This is a genomic window from Microbulbifer harenosus (assembly GCF_005771435.1).
Classification (GTDB): domain Bacteria; phylum Pseudomonadota; class Gammaproteobacteria; order Pseudomonadales; family Cellvibrionaceae; genus Microbulbifer; species Microbulbifer harenosus.
This window is the reverse complement of record NZ_VANI01000015.1, coordinates 153,420-169,453: the sequence shown is the minus strand read 5'-3', so window position 1 is coordinate 169,453 and position 16,034 is coordinate 153,420. Positions and strand designations below refer to the sequence as shown.

At 60.9% G+C, this 16,034-nt stretch carries 14 protein-coding genes and 2 pseudogenes; 8 read left to right on the top strand and 8 right to left on the bottom strand.

Features of this window, described 5'->3' with window-relative positions; translation table 11 throughout:
* Positions 1-295: 295 nt before the first annotated feature.
* The 5 genes and pseudogenes from rluB to FDY93_RS14700 all read right to left on the bottom strand — a co-directional run.
* Positions 296-1,141, bottom strand: a pseudogene (gene rluB, locus FDY93_RS14720) (23S rRNA pseudouridine(2605) synthase RluB); the annotation flags it as partial.
* Positions 1,138-2,097 (bottom strand): SMC-Scp complex subunit ScpB, encoded by a 960-nt coding sequence (gene scpB / locus FDY93_RS14715; RefSeq protein ID WP_138236510.1) that lies wholly within the window; start codon positions 2,095-2,097, stop codon positions 1,138-1,140. The gene scpB and the pseudogene rluB, both read right to left, overlap by 4 nt.
* A 281-nt stretch (positions 2,098-2,378) precedes the next feature.
* Positions 2,379-3,188 (bottom strand): annotated as a pseudogene (locus FDY93_RS14710) (segregation and condensation protein A); the annotation flags it as partial.
* A 216-nt stretch (positions 3,189-3,404) separates the two neighbouring features.
* Positions 3,405-4,028, bottom strand: a complete 624-nt coding sequence (locus FDY93_RS14705) for an L-threonylcarbamoyladenylate synthase (RefSeq protein WP_138236509.1) — start codon at positions 4,026-4,028, stop codon at positions 3,405-3,407.
* A gap of 158 nt (positions 4,029-4,186) precedes the next feature.
* Entirely contained in the window at positions 4,187-5,080 is an 894-nt protein-coding gene (locus tag FDY93_RS14700; RefSeq protein WP_138236508.1) for a PHP domain-containing protein, read from the bottom strand.
* Between the two features lie 309 nt (positions 5,081-5,389).
* On the opposite strand from FDY93_RS14700, the gene FDY93_RS14695 reads away from it, so the two are divergent.
* From FDY93_RS14695 to FDY93_RS14660, 8 genes are all read left to right on the top strand, one after another.
* Positions 5,390-6,157 carry a VC0807 family protein gene (locus tag FDY93_RS14695; protein WP_421654917.1) on the top strand — a complete coding sequence of 256 codons (768 nt, stop codon included), beginning with the start codon at positions 5,390-5,392 and terminating at the stop codon, positions 6,155-6,157.
* 70 nt (positions 6,158-6,227) lie between these two features.
* The gene (locus FDY93_RS14690) at positions 6,228-6,527 is read left to right on the top strand and encodes a YciI family protein (RefSeq protein WP_138236507.1); all 300 of its coding nucleotides are present in this window, start codon (positions 6,228-6,230) and stop codon (positions 6,525-6,527) included.
* 80 nt (positions 6,528-6,607) lie between these two features.
* The gene (locus FDY93_RS14685; protein ID WP_138236506.1) at positions 6,608-7,291 is read left to right on the top strand and encodes a TIGR04211 family SH3 domain-containing protein; all 684 of its coding nucleotides are present in this window, start codon (positions 6,608-6,610) and stop codon (positions 7,289-7,291) included.
* A 126-nt stretch (positions 7,292-7,417) separates the two neighbouring features.
* Positions 7,418-8,041, top strand: coding sequence for a peptidylprolyl isomerase (locus FDY93_RS14680; protein WP_138236505.1), 624 nt, complete (start codon positions 7,418-7,420; stop codon positions 8,039-8,041).
* Complete coding sequence (locus tag FDY93_RS14675) at positions 8,038-8,793, top strand: pyridoxine 5'-phosphate synthase (RefSeq protein ID WP_138236504.1); 756 nt, start codon at positions 8,038-8,040, stop codon at positions 8,791-8,793. Before FDY93_RS14680 ends, FDY93_RS14675 begins: the two co-directional genes overlap by 4 nt.
* Positions 8,794-9,708, top strand: a complete 915-nt coding sequence (locus tag FDY93_RS14670; RefSeq protein ID WP_138236503.1) for a Rossmann-like and DUF2520 domain-containing protein — start codon at positions 8,794-8,796, stop codon at positions 9,706-9,708.
* Positions 9,705-10,475, top strand: a complete 771-nt coding sequence (gene rlmB / locus FDY93_RS14665; RefSeq protein WP_138236502.1) for a 23S rRNA (guanosine(2251)-2'-O)-methyltransferase RlmB — start codon at positions 9,705-9,707, stop codon at positions 10,473-10,475. The genes FDY93_RS14670 and rlmB overlap by 4 nt, the downstream gene beginning before the upstream one ends.
* A 278-nt stretch (positions 10,476-10,753) precedes the next feature.
* The gene (locus FDY93_RS14660; RefSeq protein ID WP_171018998.1) at positions 10,754-11,860 is read left to right on the top strand and encodes an OmpA family protein; all 1,107 of its coding nucleotides are present in this window, start codon (positions 10,754-10,756) and stop codon (positions 11,858-11,860) included.
* Between the two features lie 551 nt (positions 11,861-12,411).
* On the opposite strand, the gene FDY93_RS14655 is transcribed toward FDY93_RS14660, so the two are convergent.
* From FDY93_RS14655 to FDY93_RS14645, 3 genes are read right to left on the bottom strand one after another with little or no spacing between them, the layout of a single operon-like run.
* A complete protein-coding gene (locus FDY93_RS14655; RefSeq protein ID WP_138236500.1) occupies positions 12,412-13,425 on the bottom strand; it encodes an ABC transporter ATP-binding protein in 1,014 nt (337 codons plus the stop codon).
* On the bottom strand, positions 13,425-14,960 hold the full coding sequence (locus FDY93_RS14650) for an ABC transporter permease (RefSeq protein WP_246068593.1): 1,536 nt from the start codon (positions 14,958-14,960) through the stop codon (positions 13,425-13,427). Before FDY93_RS14650 ends, FDY93_RS14655 begins: the two co-directional genes overlap by 1 nt.
* Entirely contained in the window at positions 14,957-16,006 is a 1,050-nt protein-coding gene (locus tag FDY93_RS14645) for a substrate-binding domain-containing protein (protein WP_138236499.1), read from the bottom strand. Before FDY93_RS14645 ends, FDY93_RS14650 begins: the two co-directional genes overlap by 4 nt.
* Between the last annotated feature and the right edge of the window lie 28 nt (positions 16,007-16,034).

The window sequence follows — 16,034 nt, the reverse complement described above, 5'->3', positions numbered from 1 at the left end:
AGGTCTCACAAGAGCGCACCCGGCATCGCCACCTTCGCCCGATATTTTGCTAAGTGAACAGCATCAAGCCTAAGCTGCCTTTTCTTTTTGTGCGGACAAAATTGTTCGGCGCTTACTTGCGCGATCCGGGACCAGGACGTGAGCGCCCGTTCGTGTTTCTAACACCGCCGCTCTTGCCGGAGGCACCCCCCTTGTTCGGCCCGCTTCTCCCTGGAGATTTTTTCACCGCCGCGCCCTTTGCGGGTGTCGCGGTTTTGCCAGGCACGGAGCTGCCCGCAGTCGGCTTCAGCGGCGCACGAACCGGTGCGGACGTCGGCGCTTTGCGCAGCTTGCGCCGCTGGCGCTGAAGGTTTTCTTTCTCTGCCTGGGTCAACGGGCGCTGGCCCAGTTTCGGCAATCCGGCGGTGATGCACAGATCGTCGATTTCCTTCGGTTCCATCTCGATCCACTGCCCCACGCGCACGTGGGAGGGGATGAACACGCTGCCATAGCGCACGCGTTTCAGGCGGCTCACACGCACGCCCTGGGACTCCCAAAGGCGGCGCACTTCGCGATTGCGGCCTTCCATCACCACACAGTAGAACCAGCGGTTACTGCCCTCGCCACCGCTCTCGACGATATCGGTGAAACGCGCCTCGCCGTCCTCCAGCTGCACGCCTTTTACCAGGCGTTTCTTCATCTCATCGTCCACCTGGCCCTGAATACGCACCAGGTATTCGCGGTCGATCACCGAAGAGGGGTGCATCAGTTTGTTGGCCAGCTCGCCGCTGTTGGTAAACAGCAGCAGGCCGCTGGTATTAAAATCCAGACGGCCGACGGAAATCCAGCGACCACTACCCAGGCGCGGCAGGCGGTCATACACCGTTGGGCGACCTTCCGGGTCGTGGCGGGAACAGATTTCGCCGATGGGCTTGTTGTAAAGAATGACCCGCAAGCGGTTTTCATCGCCGCCTGCGACACGCTTGCCGTCGAATTCGACGCGGTCGTCGTCAGTTACCCGCTCGCCCAGCCCCGCCACTTCACCATTAACGGTGACACGGCCCGCTTCGATGGCCCGCTCCATTTCTCGGCGCGAACCGAGGCCCGCTCGGGCCAGTACTTTTTGCAGTTTTTCGCCCGCTGGCGCTGCGTCTTCACTCATGAATTGAGATTTTCCGGGGATTTGTTGTCATCTTCATCCAGCGCTTCAGCGGTTGGATGGTCGGGAGTTACCGGTTCGTCAGCACCGGTCTCGTGGTCAGCCTCATCCGCATTGCTCTGCGGCTCGGCGTCGTCATTACCTGCCTCAGTTTCCGGAGTCAGCGCTTCTTCAGCGTAGCTTTCCGACGCTAGTTCCACCGCTGCACCTGTTTCATCGGCCAGTTCTGTTTCTTCCGGCGCCGTCTCCAATGTCTGTTGATCGGATCCAGCTTCTTGCAGGCCTTCTTCCAGCTGCTCGTCTTCGGATTCAGAAGAGCGAGTATCGGCGCCTGCCTGGGCGTCTTCGCCAGCGGCGTCCGCTGCCGGCTCGTCGTCATCAGTACCGGTTGCGTCAACACCCAGATCCAGCACCGCATTCAGACTGTCGATATCACGGATCTCCGCCAGGGTTGGCAGATCGTCCAGGCTCTTCAGGTTGAAGTAGTCGAGGAACTCGCGGGTGGTGGCGTAAAGCGACGGCTTGCCAGGCACGTCCCGCTGCCCCACTACCTTGATCCAGCCGCGATCCGCAAGGCTGCGCACAATCTGGGAGCTGACCGCGACGCCGCGGATTTCCTCAATATCGCCGCGAGTGATCGGCTGGCGATAGGCAATGATGGCCAGGGTTTCCAGAGTGGCGCGGGAATACCGCTGCGGCTTTTCCTCCCACAACTTGTTAACCCAGGGAGCCAGATCTTCCGGCACCTGGAAGCGCCAACCGCTGGCCACTTGGCGCAGCTCAAAACCGCGGCCTTCGCAGCGCTGGGCGATCTGCTCAAGCGCTTCGCGCAGCTGTCCGCGCTCGGGTTGCTCACCCTCCTCGAACAGAGCGAGCAGGCGGTCTTCCGACATGGGCTGGGCCGCCGCCAACAGCGCGCCTTCCAGGATCCGGCTGAGTAATTCCGGGGTAATGCTCATGGTCTGGTGTTCACTCGCTTTCAGCTGAACAGTGACGGCGTTGTCGCCGCGCCTGTCTCTTGTTCTGTTTCTTGTCCGGCTTTTTCCTGATCAACGGTTTCGCCGTCATGGTCCAGGTTGCCCACTTGCGCCACCTCGGGGGCATCGTCCTGGGGATCGCTCAATGCCGGCGACACACCATGGTCGTCGCCGGAGAATTCGTCATCCGCCGCGAGGAGATCGCCAGCATCGTCGTCGTCAAAGTCACGGTCAAAATCGCCTTCGTCAGGAGACCGCTGCACCTCGCCGCGGGAGCGTACGTGAATCGCGCCAAAAGCCTCGTTCTGCACCAGCTCCACCAGAGATTCCTTGACCAGCTCCATCACCGCGAGGAAGGTGACCACGACCCCCAGGCGACCTTCTTCGGCGCGAAACAGGGCGACGAAAGGCACGAACTGGCGGTGGCGGATCTTGTCCAGCACCTGGGTCATACGCTCGCGGGTGGAGAGCTTTTCCCGCTCCACCTGGTGGCTTTCGAACATGTCGGCGCGACGCAGCACCTCAGACAGAGCCAGCAGAACCTCCTTCAGGTCCACTTCCGGCTCCGGGCGGGTGAGTTTGCGGTCGGGCCCCGCAGCGCTGGCCTGGTGGATGTCGCGACCCATGCGCGGCAGCTCGTCCATATCCTCCGCCGCGGTTTTGAAGCGCTCGTATTCCTGCAGGCGGCGGATCAGTGCGGCGCGGGGGTCCTCGCCCTCCTCTTCCTCCGCTTCCGGCGGGCGCGGCAGCAGCATACGCGACTTGATCTCCGCCAGCATCGCGGCCATCACCAGATACTCCGCCGCGAGTTCAAAGCGCATCGCGGTCATCATTTCCACGTAGGACATGTACTGGCGGGTGATATCCGCAACGTTGATCTCGAGGATGTCGAGGTTCTGGCGGCGGATCAGGTACAGCAGCAGGTCCAGCGGCCCCTCGAAGGCTTCGAGAATGACTTCGAGGGCGTCCGGCGGGATATACAGGTCGCTGGGCAAGTCGGTGAACGCCTTGCCGGCAACCATCGCGAAGGGCATCTCCCCCTGACGGGGGCCAGCAGCGGGCTCGGCATCCACGGCCTGCGCATCGGCGTCTCCGGCTGCGGGCTCGTCCTCGAGCACCTCTACCGAATAGGTCACTTCCGCCACGGGCGCGGGGTCCAGGTCGGTCCCGGCCGCCGTGGATTCCGCCACCTCAGCCTCGCCGGATGCGACACCGGTCGCTTCTTCTACGTCGTCACTGGACACACTGCCGTCCTAAGCCAAAACCAAACGGGCGATTATACATCAGCGTCAGCCGAGAATTTCATCAATCGCACCACAGCCCTGGCGCACCAGCACCGGCTCGTCGCCGGTCAGGTCGACCACTGTGGTAGCCTCGAGACCGCAGAAACCGCCGTCGATCACCAGCTCCACCTGGTGCTCAAGGGTGTCGCGGATGTCGTACGGGTCGGTGAGGGGTTGATCGTCGCCAGGCATGATCAGGCTGCAGCTCATCAACGGCTCGCCGAGAGTACTGATCAGCGCCTGCACAATGGCGTTGTCCGGCACCCGCAGGCCGATGGTTTTGCGCTTCGCGTGCGCCAGGCGCCGCGGGACCTCGGAAGTAGCGGGCATGATAAAGGTGTATGGCCCCGGGGTGTGATTCTTCAGCAGGCGAAACATCTGGTTGTCTACCTTGGCGTAACTCGCCAGTTCTGACAGATCCCGGCACATCAAGGTGAAATTGTGGTCCTTGTCCAGTTGGCGCAGGGCGCGGATGCGCTCCACCGCCACTTTTTCCCCCAAGCGACAGCCAATGGCATAGGCAGAGTCTGTGGGAAAAACGATCACGCCGCCGGACGAGACGATCTCCGCTGCCTGACTGATCAGACGCGCTTGTGGATTATCCGGATGAATCTGGAAGAACTGCGCCATTCATACCCCCTGAGACGGTAATTTTCATTAATCTGAAGTGGCGCCAGTTTGCCACAAAGACCTCGGGCAAGCAGCCGCCCACGGAGCTACCGCCAGGCCGTCGTCGGCCCAGCGGCTCTATGTATTCGCGAGCGGTGCTTATTAAGTGCCCCAAAGAGTTAAGTGCGCCAAAGAGCCCAAACAGGCTCGACGCCCTCCGGCAGGCGCACACTGCCCAGCTCGCGCCACGGCTGATCCGGTTGGTGAAAGTCGCTGCCGAGGGAGGCCAGCAGCGGCTTGCCCTTTTCCCGCACAGCGCCGACCCGCTCCAGCAGCGCGAGGATTTCCCGGGTCTGCACAGGGTTCTGCTGCCCGCACACCACCTCCACCGCGTCGCCACCGGCACCGTGGAATTCACCCAGCAGTGACTGCAGACGCATGCGGGTAAGTCCGTATTTAAGGGGATGAGCCAGTACCGCGGCACCACCGGCGGCGTGAATACTGCCTATGGTGTCCGCCATGTCCGGCCACGCCACAGCGACATCGCCAGCTTTACCGCTGCCCAGGTATCGCTTGAATGCCTTGCCTTCATCCGGCAGATGCCCAGCTTCCACCAACCAGCGGGCGAAATGGGGACGGCCGATGACCCCCGCTCCTGCGAGCCGCCTGGCCCCCTCCAGGGCACCGACAAATCCCCGCTTCTCCAACCTCGCGGCAATCTCCCGCGCGCGCTGGTCGCGCAGCTGGTCGCGCGTATCAATGGCCACGCCCATGGCCGCGGACGCCGGGTCGATATTGAGACCAACGATATGCACCACCTGCCGCCCCCAGCGCGCCGTCAGTTCAATGCCGGGCAGCAGGACAATGTTTTCCTGGCCGGCGGCGACCTGAGCCGCGGCGAAGCCCGCTACGGTGTCGTGATCCGTGAGTGCCAACAGCGTCACACCGGCCAATTTCGCCCTCGACACCAGCGCTTCAGGGCTTAAAATACCGTCGGACGCGCTACTGTGGCAGTGCAGGTCGACCTGACCAGCTACAGCCTCAGCGGTCAGCAGGTGTTGTGATAGCGGCATGTCAGGGTCCATATTCAGGATTCATAGTGGGTTGCCCGCGAAGTCAAAAACTGTGTTCTGGAAAGTGCCCGATTAATGGAACAATCCCTCTGTTTTTCGGCCTGTTTTGCCAACCCGACACCGGGTGGCTATTTTGAAGGAACCGCCGTTAACTACCGCTGTCTTAGGTTCGTAATTGCGACTTCAGGAAGCCGGTTGCCCAGCGGACCGGCTCACCGGTTTCAGGGATAACGCCCCGCAAGCGGGGGAATCACCATCGCCACTGACAGCTGTACCGTCAGCCAGCGGGCATTATCACCGGAACAGACGATGACTGATACCAATCAAAACCCTACCCGCCAACCGGAGCAGGCTCCGACGGCCGCGGGCTCCGACAAACAGATCGCCGAGACAAAGCCGCAGAAAGAAAGCCTGCTGGCCAATCTGCTGCTCAATATCGTTATTCCCACCGTCATCCTGTCCAAGCTGTCCGGAGACAGCTGGCTTGGCACCAAGTGGGCCATCGTGGTGGCACTGGCATTTCCGCTGCTTTATGGCCTGCGCGACCTGCAGCGCTCCGGCAAGGTGAACTTCTTTTCCGCACTCGGCATCATCAGTATCCTGCTGACCGGCGGCATGAGCCTGCTTGAGTTCGAAGCCAGATACATCGCCATCAAGGAAGCCGCCATTCCCGGTCTTCTGGGCATCGCCACCATTGCAAGTCTCTACACCCGCTGGCCACTGGTGCGCACCCTGATCTACAACGATCGCATACTCGATACCGGTAAGGTGGCCCGCCGCCTGACAGCCCGCGGCACCGAGTCCGCATTTGACCGCACTCTGCAACAGGCCTCGTGGATGATTGCTGGATCTTTTTTCCTGTCGTCTGCGCTGAATTACATTCTTGCGGAAGTGCTGTTGAAAAGCCCCCCCGGCACCGAGGCATTCAACGAAGAACTGGGAAAAATGACCGCGCTCAGTTTCCCGGTAATCGCCCTGCCCGCCACGGCAATCCTGATGCTGGTATTGGTATTCCTGTTTCGCCGAATCGGCAAACTGACCGGGCTGACACTGGAAGAGATACTGGTACAACAGTAATCACACCCCGACCGTTGCATCAGAAAACTTTGAATCCGCAAAAACCGAACACAGGAAACAGAATCCGCCTATGTGGTATGCCATTATCAGCCAGGATGTTGACGACAGCCTGCCCCTGCGCCAGTCCGCGCGCCCGCAACATATCGCGCGCCTCAATGACCTAAAGGAACAGGGCCGCCTGCTGATCGCCGGACCACACCCGGCTATAGACAGTGAAGACCCCGGCGAAGCGGGCTTTACCGGCAGCCTGGTGGTGGCCGATTTTCCTTCACTGGAAGATGCCAGAGCCTGGGCAGACGCCGACCCCTATGTAGCCGCCGGCGTCTACGCGTCGGTAACCGTCAAACCCTACAAACTGGTATTGCCCTGAATCCCCGGCATTTGGTACCGATGAATTGCCGAAAAATTACCGCCACGATAACAATTATCTGACCCGACTTATCCCAGACCATGAACAGACTCCGCAACATCTTCGCCGCCACCCTGATCGCACTCGGCGCCAGCCACACCCAGGCCATCAGCTCCGACCGCTACATCACCGACGAGCTGCACGTGCCCATGCGCTCCGGTCAGGGCAACGAGTTCCGCATCCTGCACCGCGGCCTGCCGAGCGGTACCAAACTGACCCTGCTGGAGGACGCCCCCGATACCGGCTGGGCCAAGGTGCGCACGCCCGGCGGTGAAGAGGGGTGGGTTCGCCGCCAGTACCTGGAAGACGAGCCGGTAGCAAAAATCAAGCTGGCCCAGGCGGAAGCGCGCCTGAGCCATGTCGAGAGCATGCAGGGTGATCTCGGCGGTGAAGTGCGCCGCCTGGAAGCATCCAACAGCAAGCTGAGTTCCGAGCTGCACGCCGCATTGGAGCGTGCCGACGCCCTGGAACGCGAACTGAAAGAGCTGAAGTCCCTGTCGTCTGATGCAGTGGCGCTCAACCAGCGCCACCAGAAACTGCTCAACCAGCACGAGCTGCTGAAGCAGCAACAAACCATGGACAAAGCGGAAATCCAGCGTCTCGCCAGCAGTGAGACCCGCAAGTGGTATATGTACGGCGCCCTTTCGGTGTTTCTCGGCGCCTTCCTCGCGATGATCGCCCCACATTTCCGTCCGCGTAAACGGCACTCGGAGTGGGCCAACTGATTTCATCCTTGTTTCCGTCGTCATGAGCTGCGGTTAGAATCCAGAAACCGGCTCACAAGGCCCGGTCAGCGACCGGGCCTTTTTTGTTTTGCGTTTCGAAAAACTATTCAAACAGGGATAACCGATATGACACGCCTGTCGCTGCTCAAATCACTCGCCTCCACACTGCTGGCCTGCCTGTCATGCTTCGCCTCCGCCCTCAGTGAAAACCCACGGGTCGTGTTGGAAACCGACCTCGGCGATGTGGAACTGGTGTTGTATGCCGACAAGGCGCCAAAAACCGTAGAGAACTTCCTCGCCTATATAGACAGCGGCTTTTACAATGGCACCATTTTCCATCGCGTCATTCCCGGCTTTATGGCCCAAGGCGGTGGTTACACCTTCGACTTCCAGGAAAAGCCGACCCGCGACGCCATCGCCAATGAGTCGGCCAATGGCCTCTCCAATGCGCGCGGTACCATCGCGATGGCACGCACCAACGATCCCGATAGCGCCACCTCCCAGTTCTTTATCAACCTGGTGGACAACAGCCGCCTCGATGGCAGTGCCAACAAGGCCGGCTACACCGTATTCGGCAAGGTATTGCTGGGCATGGCGGTGGTGCAGCAGATTGCCGCTGAGCCCCGCGGCCAGTACGCGAGCTTTCCCGATGCCCCCAACACCCCAGTGCGTATACTGAAAGCCAGACGCGCAGACAGCGCCAGCGACGCCAACCCCACCACCGACAGCACCGGAGGCAACAGCCAGTGATTGCACTCAGCGTCAATCTCAACAAGATCGCCCTGATCCGCAATTCCCGCGAAGGCAACTACCCGGACGTGGTCGCCCATGGGCGCACCTGCCTGGATGCCGGCGCCCACGGCATCACCGTGCACCCGCGCCCGGACCAGCGACACATCCGCCCCCAGGACGTGCGCAATCTATCCGCCCTCTGCGCCAGCCGCCAGATGGAGTTCAATGTGGAAGGCAACCCCTTTGCCGGCGCCGTGGGTAGCTACCCGGGTCTGCTGCCACTGGTACTGGAGACCCGCCCGCAGCAGTGCACGCTGGTTCCCGACAGCGATGACCAACTCACGTCGGACCATGGCTTCGATCTGAACAAGGACGGCGCGCGCCTCGAACCCATCATTCGCGAACTGCGCGACGCGGGTATACGCGTCAGCCTGTTTATGGACCCGGACAAAGCCCAGATCAGTCTCGCCAAAGACGTGGGCGCGGATCGCATTGAACTCTACACCGGCCCCTACGCCGAAGCGGTCAGCAATCAGAGCCCAGCTCTGGAAAAGATTTTCGCCGCCCACTGCGCCGCCGCGGAACACGCGTTGCACATGGGCCTGGGCGTCAATGCCGGGCACGATCTCAATCTGATCAACCTGCCCCGCTACCGCACCCTGCCCGGCCTGCAGGAAGTCTCCATCGGCCACGCGTTGACGGTCGACGCCATCAGCATGGGGATGGCCAACGCAGTGGCGGCCTACGTTAACTGTCTGGCAGGCAAATAATTGCAAACCCCAGAACTCCCCACGCTGAATATCATTGGCGCCGGCCGCCTGGGACGCACCCTCGCGCGCCTGTGGTACCGGCGCGGGGTGTTTGCCATCGGCGGAATCTGCAATCGCAGCATCGAAAGCAGCGCCAGTGCCCGGGGATTCATCGGTGCCGGCAACGCCGTGGACAAGCTCCATGCCATGCCGCCGGCTGATGTGTGGCTGATCGCCGTCCCCGACGACCAGATCGCGGCCACCGCGGAAATTCTTGCGCCACATCTGCCTGCGAACGGACAGGCGCTGGTATTCCACTGCAGCGGCGCCCTCCCCGCCAATGCGCTCGCCGCATGCACTCCCGCGCTCCTCGTCAGCGCCCACCCCGTCCACAGCTTCGCCGACCCACAGCGCTCGCTGGACGAGCTGCCCGGTGCCACCGTAGCACTGGAGGGCGACGAAGCCGGCGTAACACGGCTGCAGCATGCGTTTCACGCTCTGGATTGCCACTGCCTTTCCCTTACCCCGGAGCAGAAAGTGCTGTATCACACCGGCTCGGTAATGGCGTGCAATTACCTCACGGTACTGATGGATATCAGCTTGCAGACATTCGCCGCTGCCGGTATCGACAGCGAAACGGCCAAACAACTGCTGGCGCCCATTGTGCTGCAGACCGCGCGCAATAATTTTGCCCTCGGCACAGAACGCGCCCTCACAGGGCCACTGGTGCGCGGCGACGTTGGGACCGTGGCCCGCCAGCTCCAGGCCCTGGAAGCGCTGGCACAGCGCGAACCGGAGCACTCCGCACCGTCAGAGGTGTACCGCACCCTCGGCAAGGCCGCGCTGCCACTGGCAAAACGCGCGGGACTGAGCGAAACTGCGCGCCGCCAACTGGCTGCACTATTCTCTGCCCACCGCAACGACACAGCACCGTGACCGACTCCCCCGAATATCTGAAAAAACGCGCATTTTTCGACAGCCTGCTCACTATTTACGGGCGCAAACCCGTACTTGAGGCGCTGGAAGACAACAATCTACCGGTGCACAAGCTGCACCTGGCGGACAGCAACCGCAAAGACCAGCTGATCAGTCGCATCGAGCAGCTGGCAGCCGAACGGCGAATTGAAGTCGCACACTGCGACAGGAAAGCGCTCTCGCGTATTTCCAAAAATGCGAAACAGGATCAGGGTGTAGCGCTGGACCTGGCGCTGCCCCACTACGGAGACGCGGAAACTTTCCTGAAGGAAAACCGCCAACGGCATTTCGAGTTACTGGCACTGGACGGCATCACCAACCCTCAGAACCTGGGCATGATTATCCGCTCCGCCTGTGCCGGTGGTATTGACGGCATAATCCTGCCACGCAAGGGCTGTGCACAGATTGATCCTCTGGTGATCAAGGCCAGTGTCGGCACCCTGTTCAAAACCCGGATTCTGCGCTGCGACCAGCTCGCGCCGGTTCTGCAGAAATTCTCCGAACGGGGCACACGCGTCTACGCCCTCTCCTCCCATGCCAGCGACACTCTCCGCACCGTCGACGACCGGGAACCAACAATCTTTGTGCTCGGCAACGAGACCCACGGTGTCAGCCCTGCGGTGGAAAAGGCCTGCACCCAGCGCTTGCGCATCCCCATGCAAAATGGCGTCGAAAGCCTGAATGTTGCCATCACTGCGGCGCTGATCAGCTTTCGTCACCAGCACTGAGCCCAGCTCGCGAGAAAATTCCCGCCATTCGCTTGTGTTCCTCAGAACAGCAGCCGCGAAAAAGAAATTTCGCGCCATTAATTCGCCTTTTTATCGCGGCCCGACTGGAAAAGTCGCCGGGATCAACTAAAAAGTAACGGGTATAACGACGGATTCCGCTATCCGGTCACAAAGGTGTACACATGTACCAACCAGAGATTTGACGCCGGTATTTTCCAGCCAACTGAACAGGCGGCGGCGCGCTGAGCAAATAAACCATAAATCCAAGGATGATATTTATGCCTTCTAAATCCATGTCCATCGCAAATAAACTGGGGATCGTACTGGCGACCTCCATGATCGCCAGCACCCAGGTGATGGCACAGGAAGACCGCTATGTCGACATTATGCCGTTCGTCACACGCGTAGACTCCGATCGCAATACCGACCGCCAGTCCGCTGGGCTGCGCGCGGTTTATGGATGGCAGACCAGCGGCAACTGGTTTACCGAGGTACAGCTTTTCGGCACCCAGCTCGACAGGAGATCAAACAGATTCCAGTCTCCGCCGGTTGTGCCCAGCCCCTATGTGTATACCGGCAAGCTTGTTCCCAGCAGTGAAGATGACCTGGCCGGCCTTGGTATGGATGTCGTCTACAGCTTCAGCGGGCGCAATGGCTACGGCCCATTTCTGCTCGGTGGCCTGGGGGTTTCCCACAACAACACCAAGTTCGATTACGGTGTGCAGGAAACCAATGCGTTCGTTAATCTCGGCGCCGGTATCACCAGTGGTGCCATCAGCCAGAATGGGTTGAAAGTCCGCGCCGAGGTCCGTTATATGCGTGACTTTTTTGCAGAGGATTTCGACGATTGGCAGTTCGGCGTCGGCGTCAGCATTCCGCTTAGCCAGCCGCCGGCGCCTGCCCCCGTCGTCATGGCACCGCCACCGGAGCCGAAACCTGAAATCGTCAATATCGACAGTGATGGCGACGGTGTGCTGGACCAGAACGACCGCTGCCCCAACACCCTGCCAGGTGCCAAGGTCGACGAATATGGCTGTGTAATCAAAGACCAGACCATCACCCTGGAAAACATCCAGTTCGAGTTCAACTCCGCCAAGCTGACCCCGAGAGCGGAGGCCTCACTGAACAAGGTGGTTCAATCGCTGCGCGACCAGGCCAACACCCAAGTGGAAGTGGCGGGCCACACGGACAGCCAGGGCAATGACGGTTACAACCTGCGCCTCTCGGGCCAGCGAGCAGAGTCCGTTCGTCGCTACCTGATCGCAAGTGGAATCGACGCCGCGCGCATCACCGCCCGTGGCTACGGCGAAACCAAACCAATCGCATCCAATGCGACAGAGGCAGGCCGGGCGCAAAATCGCCGGGTGGAACTCACCTTCCGCTGAGTCGGGTCAATCGTCCGAGCGAGGCTGTAGCGATGGGAGAAACGCCGCGCTCGGGAGGTATGACCAAATCACTTCCGGGGACGCAAATCCCCGGATAGCAGAAAAGCCGGCATTCGCCGGCTTTTTTTATTCACAATCCACAGAATCTGTGGATATGTCTGTGAGCAACCAACGGGAAAACGCCGCCAGGCCCCATTACTTCGTCGTGACAACAATGTGAAGAAATTTTAACCAAAATGATTTTTTCCTTGTAAATCAGATGGTTGCAATTAACTTCAAATCAATCTTGACAAATTTCCGATGTAACTGAAACACCACATTCGTTCTTCACCCGCTGTGGAAAGCTTTTTGGTGTAGCCCTTCCTGGCTACTGAATTTGGCGCTAGAAGCAGGAGAAGTGGCGGTGAAGGGAGAGTTGCACAGTATGAGAGCGGGTTATAGCGGGCGCGCCCCAGCGCGGCGCATTGGCTGACCAATTGGCCAGCAAAATCCGCGGCCCGCCACAGGCGCTTCGCGCCGGATTACTCACCGCGAATGGATCAGGGGAAGGTTCAGCCTGTGCGGGAAAAAGCCGCCAGCGGGTGTGTCGTGGTAATCGCCATCTGTACGCGGTCACCGGGCTTGCCGTGTACTTCGTGACTGGTTCTCACCCGCAGCTGGGCGCCGCCTTCCACGGTCACCGCATAAAGTCGGGAGCAGCCCTCATAGCGGACCCAGTCAATGACACCGTTACCGATCGACGATGGCACCAGCGAGAGGTCGTCTGGACGCAACAGCAGGTCCACAGGGCCCTCGCTGGTATCGATGGGGATCCCCGGCGCCGGACCGAGAGCGGTGGATACCTGGTGCGCGCGCAGTTCACCAGGCAGGAAACTCGCCTCCCCGAGAAATCCGGCCACAAAACGGCTCGCGGGCTCCGCAAAGCAAATCTCCGGCGTGTCCAGCTGCTCCAGCACTCCCCCTTTGAGAATACCAACGCGATCCCCGACCGACAGCGCCTCTTCCTGATCGTGAGTCACCCAGATGGCGGGCACGCCGGCTGCCTTCAGTGCCTCGCGGATCTCCCAGCGCAGGTTGTCTTTGAGCGCTGCGTCCAGGTTTGACAGCGGCTCATCCAGCAGCACGAATGCCGGCTGGTGGGCCAGGGTGCGTGCGAGCGCCACCCGCTGTTTCTGCCCGCCGGACAGCCGCGCGGGTTTGGCATGACGGAAGCTGTCGAGCCCCAGCAGATTCAGCCAGTGATCCGCAAGTGTCGTATCGGTGAGGCGGAAGCAGACATTCTGCTCAACCGTGAGATGCGGGAAGAGCGCGAAATCCTGAAACACCATGCCCACATTGCGTTTTTCCGGAGGCACGATCCGGGTGGCGCTCGCGCGCCACGCACCCAGCTCGATCTCTCCACTGGAAATGGGAATCAGCCCAGCCAGCGCCTGCAGGATCGTGGTCTTGCCACAGCCTGTGGGGCCAACCAGCATCAGCACTTCGTCTTCCGCCAAGGCCAGATTGAGATTTTTTACGACGGCAGTCGCGCCGTAATGTACCGACAGATTACTAACCTTCAGCATCAGGATTGGGGAGTCTCAGTAACATCAATTTCAGCCCGGCGCTCACCGGACAACATCAGCGCAAGCCCCAGGGCGGACATCAGAACCAGCAGTAAGCCGGGAATCGCAGCGCGGCCAAAATACCCCGCTTCATATACCCGCCACAAGTAAGTGGCCAGAGTTTCGAATCCCGTGGGACCGAGCATCAGCGTTGCAGGCAGTTCACGCATGGCCTCCAGGAACACCAGCGCCGCGCCGGCGACCATTCCGCGCACCGTAAGCGGCAGAGTCACCCGCTGGAAGGCCTCGCGGGGGCTGGCGCCCAGCACACGCGCGGCCTTTACCAGGCTCGGGTCCAGCCCCTCGGCTGTGGAGCGCACTGAACCCACCGCCAGCGGCAGAAAACGCAGCACGTAGGCGAGCACCAACAGTCCCAACGTCTGGTACAGGAACGGCAACTGCAGACCGACGTACACCAGCGCCGTACCCATCACAATACCCGGCACGCCAAAACCGAAATAGGTCATACGCTCCATCAGGCGCCCGGCGCGGCCCGCAATAGCCGCATGGGCCACCGGAATGGCAAGAATTACCGCAAATATCGCCGCCAAAAAAGAAGCGTGTGCTGAGTTCCATGCGTAACTGAATTCAAATCCTTCGCTACCCTCGCGTACCAGCCAGATCCCGAACACCGCCAGCGGCAGCGCAATCGCGAGCACCAGGATCGGCACCACCGAAAGCACAATGGCAAACTGCTGGCCGCGCCCGGGCCAAAGGGTGAGGTGGCGCCCCGGCCGTTCGCGGCTGCCGCGCACGCGGGATTCCAAAAACAGCACCAGACCGACAATCACCAGCAGTTGCAGTGACAGCATTGCCGCCTGGCTGAGACCAAACGCGTTGTATTCAACGAAGATCACTCGGGTGAACGTATCCAGACGCATGATCGCCGGAGTACCAAAATCCGACAGCGTATACAGGGCCACCAGCAAGCCGCCGGCGGCGATACCGGTAACGACGCGGGGCAGAACCACCCGCCACAGACTCGCCCCAAGGCTCATTCCCAAAGTGCGAGCGGCGTTCACCAGGCTGGCATCCAGGCTGAGCAGGGATGCCCGGGTGGTGAGCATCACAAACGGATAGGAATACAGGATCATGACGATAGTGGCGCCCATCAGCCCATCCATTGCGGGTACCGGTAGGCCCAGCAGGTTTTCAATCTCACCGCCGCGGCCAAATGCCGCATAGAGCGTGAAGGCACCGATGTAGCTGGGAATCGCCAGGGGCGCGGCGAGCAAAATCAGCCACAGCCGGCGGCCCGGCATCTGCGCATAGGCGGTCAGCAGCGCCAGTGGCACCCCGATCAGGATTGCCCCCAGTACCGTGAACACCATCAACAGCAGGGTGTTGGTCAGAACCTTCAGGTTGTGGGCATCGAACAGTTGCACATCATCGGAGGCGAGCCCGAACAGCACCCCCACCGGCACCAGCGCCATGAGCGCAACGATCAGTGCCAGCGGATAGGACACCGGCCAGCGCAGCAGAGACCCTAGCGTCATAGAACGCCAACACTGCGCATGAGGTTGAGCGTCGGACGCAGGTCAGCCAGCTGGGTGAGATCCACTTTGGGCGGGGAAATACTGCTCAGGGGCACCAGACCTTCCGGCGGCTTTACGCCGCTGACCAGCGGAATTTCATAGGCCTCGGAGGCGAGGTAAGACTGCACTTCGCGGGACAGCAGGTAGCGGATGAAGTTGATCGGCAGATCGCCCTCACTGAGCGCCAGGATTCCGCCTGCATTCACCAGGCATCCGGCATCGTTTCTGGTGAACGCGAGATCCACGTTAGCGTCGGGTTTTCCGCTTTTCAGACGCAAGGTGTAGTAGTGGTTGGCGAGGCCGACGTCCACTTCACCCCGCTCAACGCCCATCACCACGCCCAGCTCACCGGCGTAGTTTTTGGCGCGTTGATTAACCGCCCGCAGCCACTCGCCCGTTGCCTTGTCGCCTTCCAGCAGGCGCATGGCAGTAACGAAAGACTGAAACGCGGCATAAGCCGGTGCCCAACCGATACTCAGGTTGCTGTCCGCCAGCGCCATAATGCTGTCGGGGATCTGCTCCGCGGTCAGACGCTCGGTATTGTAGGGCACGGTGCGGATGCGGCCGGTAACCGGTGCCCACTGCGGATAGCGGAAGCCGGGTTTCAGTTGCGCGATCAGATCTGAAGGTAGGGAGCGCGCCAGGCCGGCATCCGCGACCAGGCCAATAGCGCCGGAATCTACCGCCCAGAACACGTCAGCACGGCGCACTCCGGCCTTGGCTTCGGCCACAATCGTATTCGCCAGCGCGGCGGTAACACCGCGACGGATCTGCAGATTCAGCTTGGGATTGCGCTTCTTGATGGCTTCGAGAACATTCTCGTAAAGCCCACCCTCCCCGCGCCCGAGATACAGGGTGAGGTCACCTTCCAGCTTTGGCAATTGATCGACGGAGACGGCACCTTCCCCGGAATTGGCCATGGGGCTCGCAGCCAGTGCGCGGGCTGCCGGCAGACAACCCAGCGCGCCAACCGCAGCCAGGCTATGCAAAAAAGCTCTGCGCTGCACGATGATTCCTTACTGAAAATAAAGAGCG

Bases quoted from the DNA above. Each gene is read 5' to 3' on its own strand.
- FDY93_RS14685 (WP_138236506.1), top strand. From the start codon at position 6,608: ATGAACAGACTCCGCAACATCTTCGCCGCCACCCTGATCGCACTCGGC.
- scpB (WP_138236510.1), bottom strand. From the start codon at position 2,097: ATGAGCATTACCCCGGAATTACTCAGCCGGATCCTGGAAGGCGCGCTG.
- FDY93_RS14650 (WP_246068593.1), bottom strand. From the start codon at position 14,960: ATGACGCTAGGGTCTCTGCTGCGCTGGCCGGTGTCCTATCCGCTGGCA.
- FDY93_RS14690 (WP_138236507.1), top strand. From the start codon at position 6,228: ATGTGGTATGCCATTATCAGCCAGGATGTTGACGACAGCCTGCCCCTG.
- FDY93_RS14655 (WP_138236500.1), bottom strand. From the start codon at position 13,425: ATGCTGAAGGTTAGTAATCTGTCGGTACATTACGGCGCGACTGCCGTC.
- FDY93_RS14660 (WP_171018998.1), top strand. From the start codon at position 10,754: ATGCCTTCTAAATCCATGTCCATCGCAAATAAACTGGGGATCGTACTG.
- FDY93_RS14680 (WP_138236505.1), top strand. From the start codon at position 7,418: ATGACACGCCTGTCGCTGCTCAAATCACTCGCCTCCACACTGCTGGCC.
- FDY93_RS14705 (WP_138236509.1), bottom strand. From the start codon at position 4,028: ATGGCGCAGTTCTTCCAGATTCATCCGGATAATCCACAAGCGCGTCTG.
- FDY93_RS14695 (WP_421654917.1), top strand. From the start codon at position 5,390: ATGACTGATACCAATCAAAACCCTACCCGCCAACCGGAGCAGGCTCCG.
- FDY93_RS14700 (WP_138236508.1), bottom strand. From the start codon at position 5,080: ATGCCGCTATCACAACACCTGCTGACCGCTGAGGCTGTAGCTGGTCAG.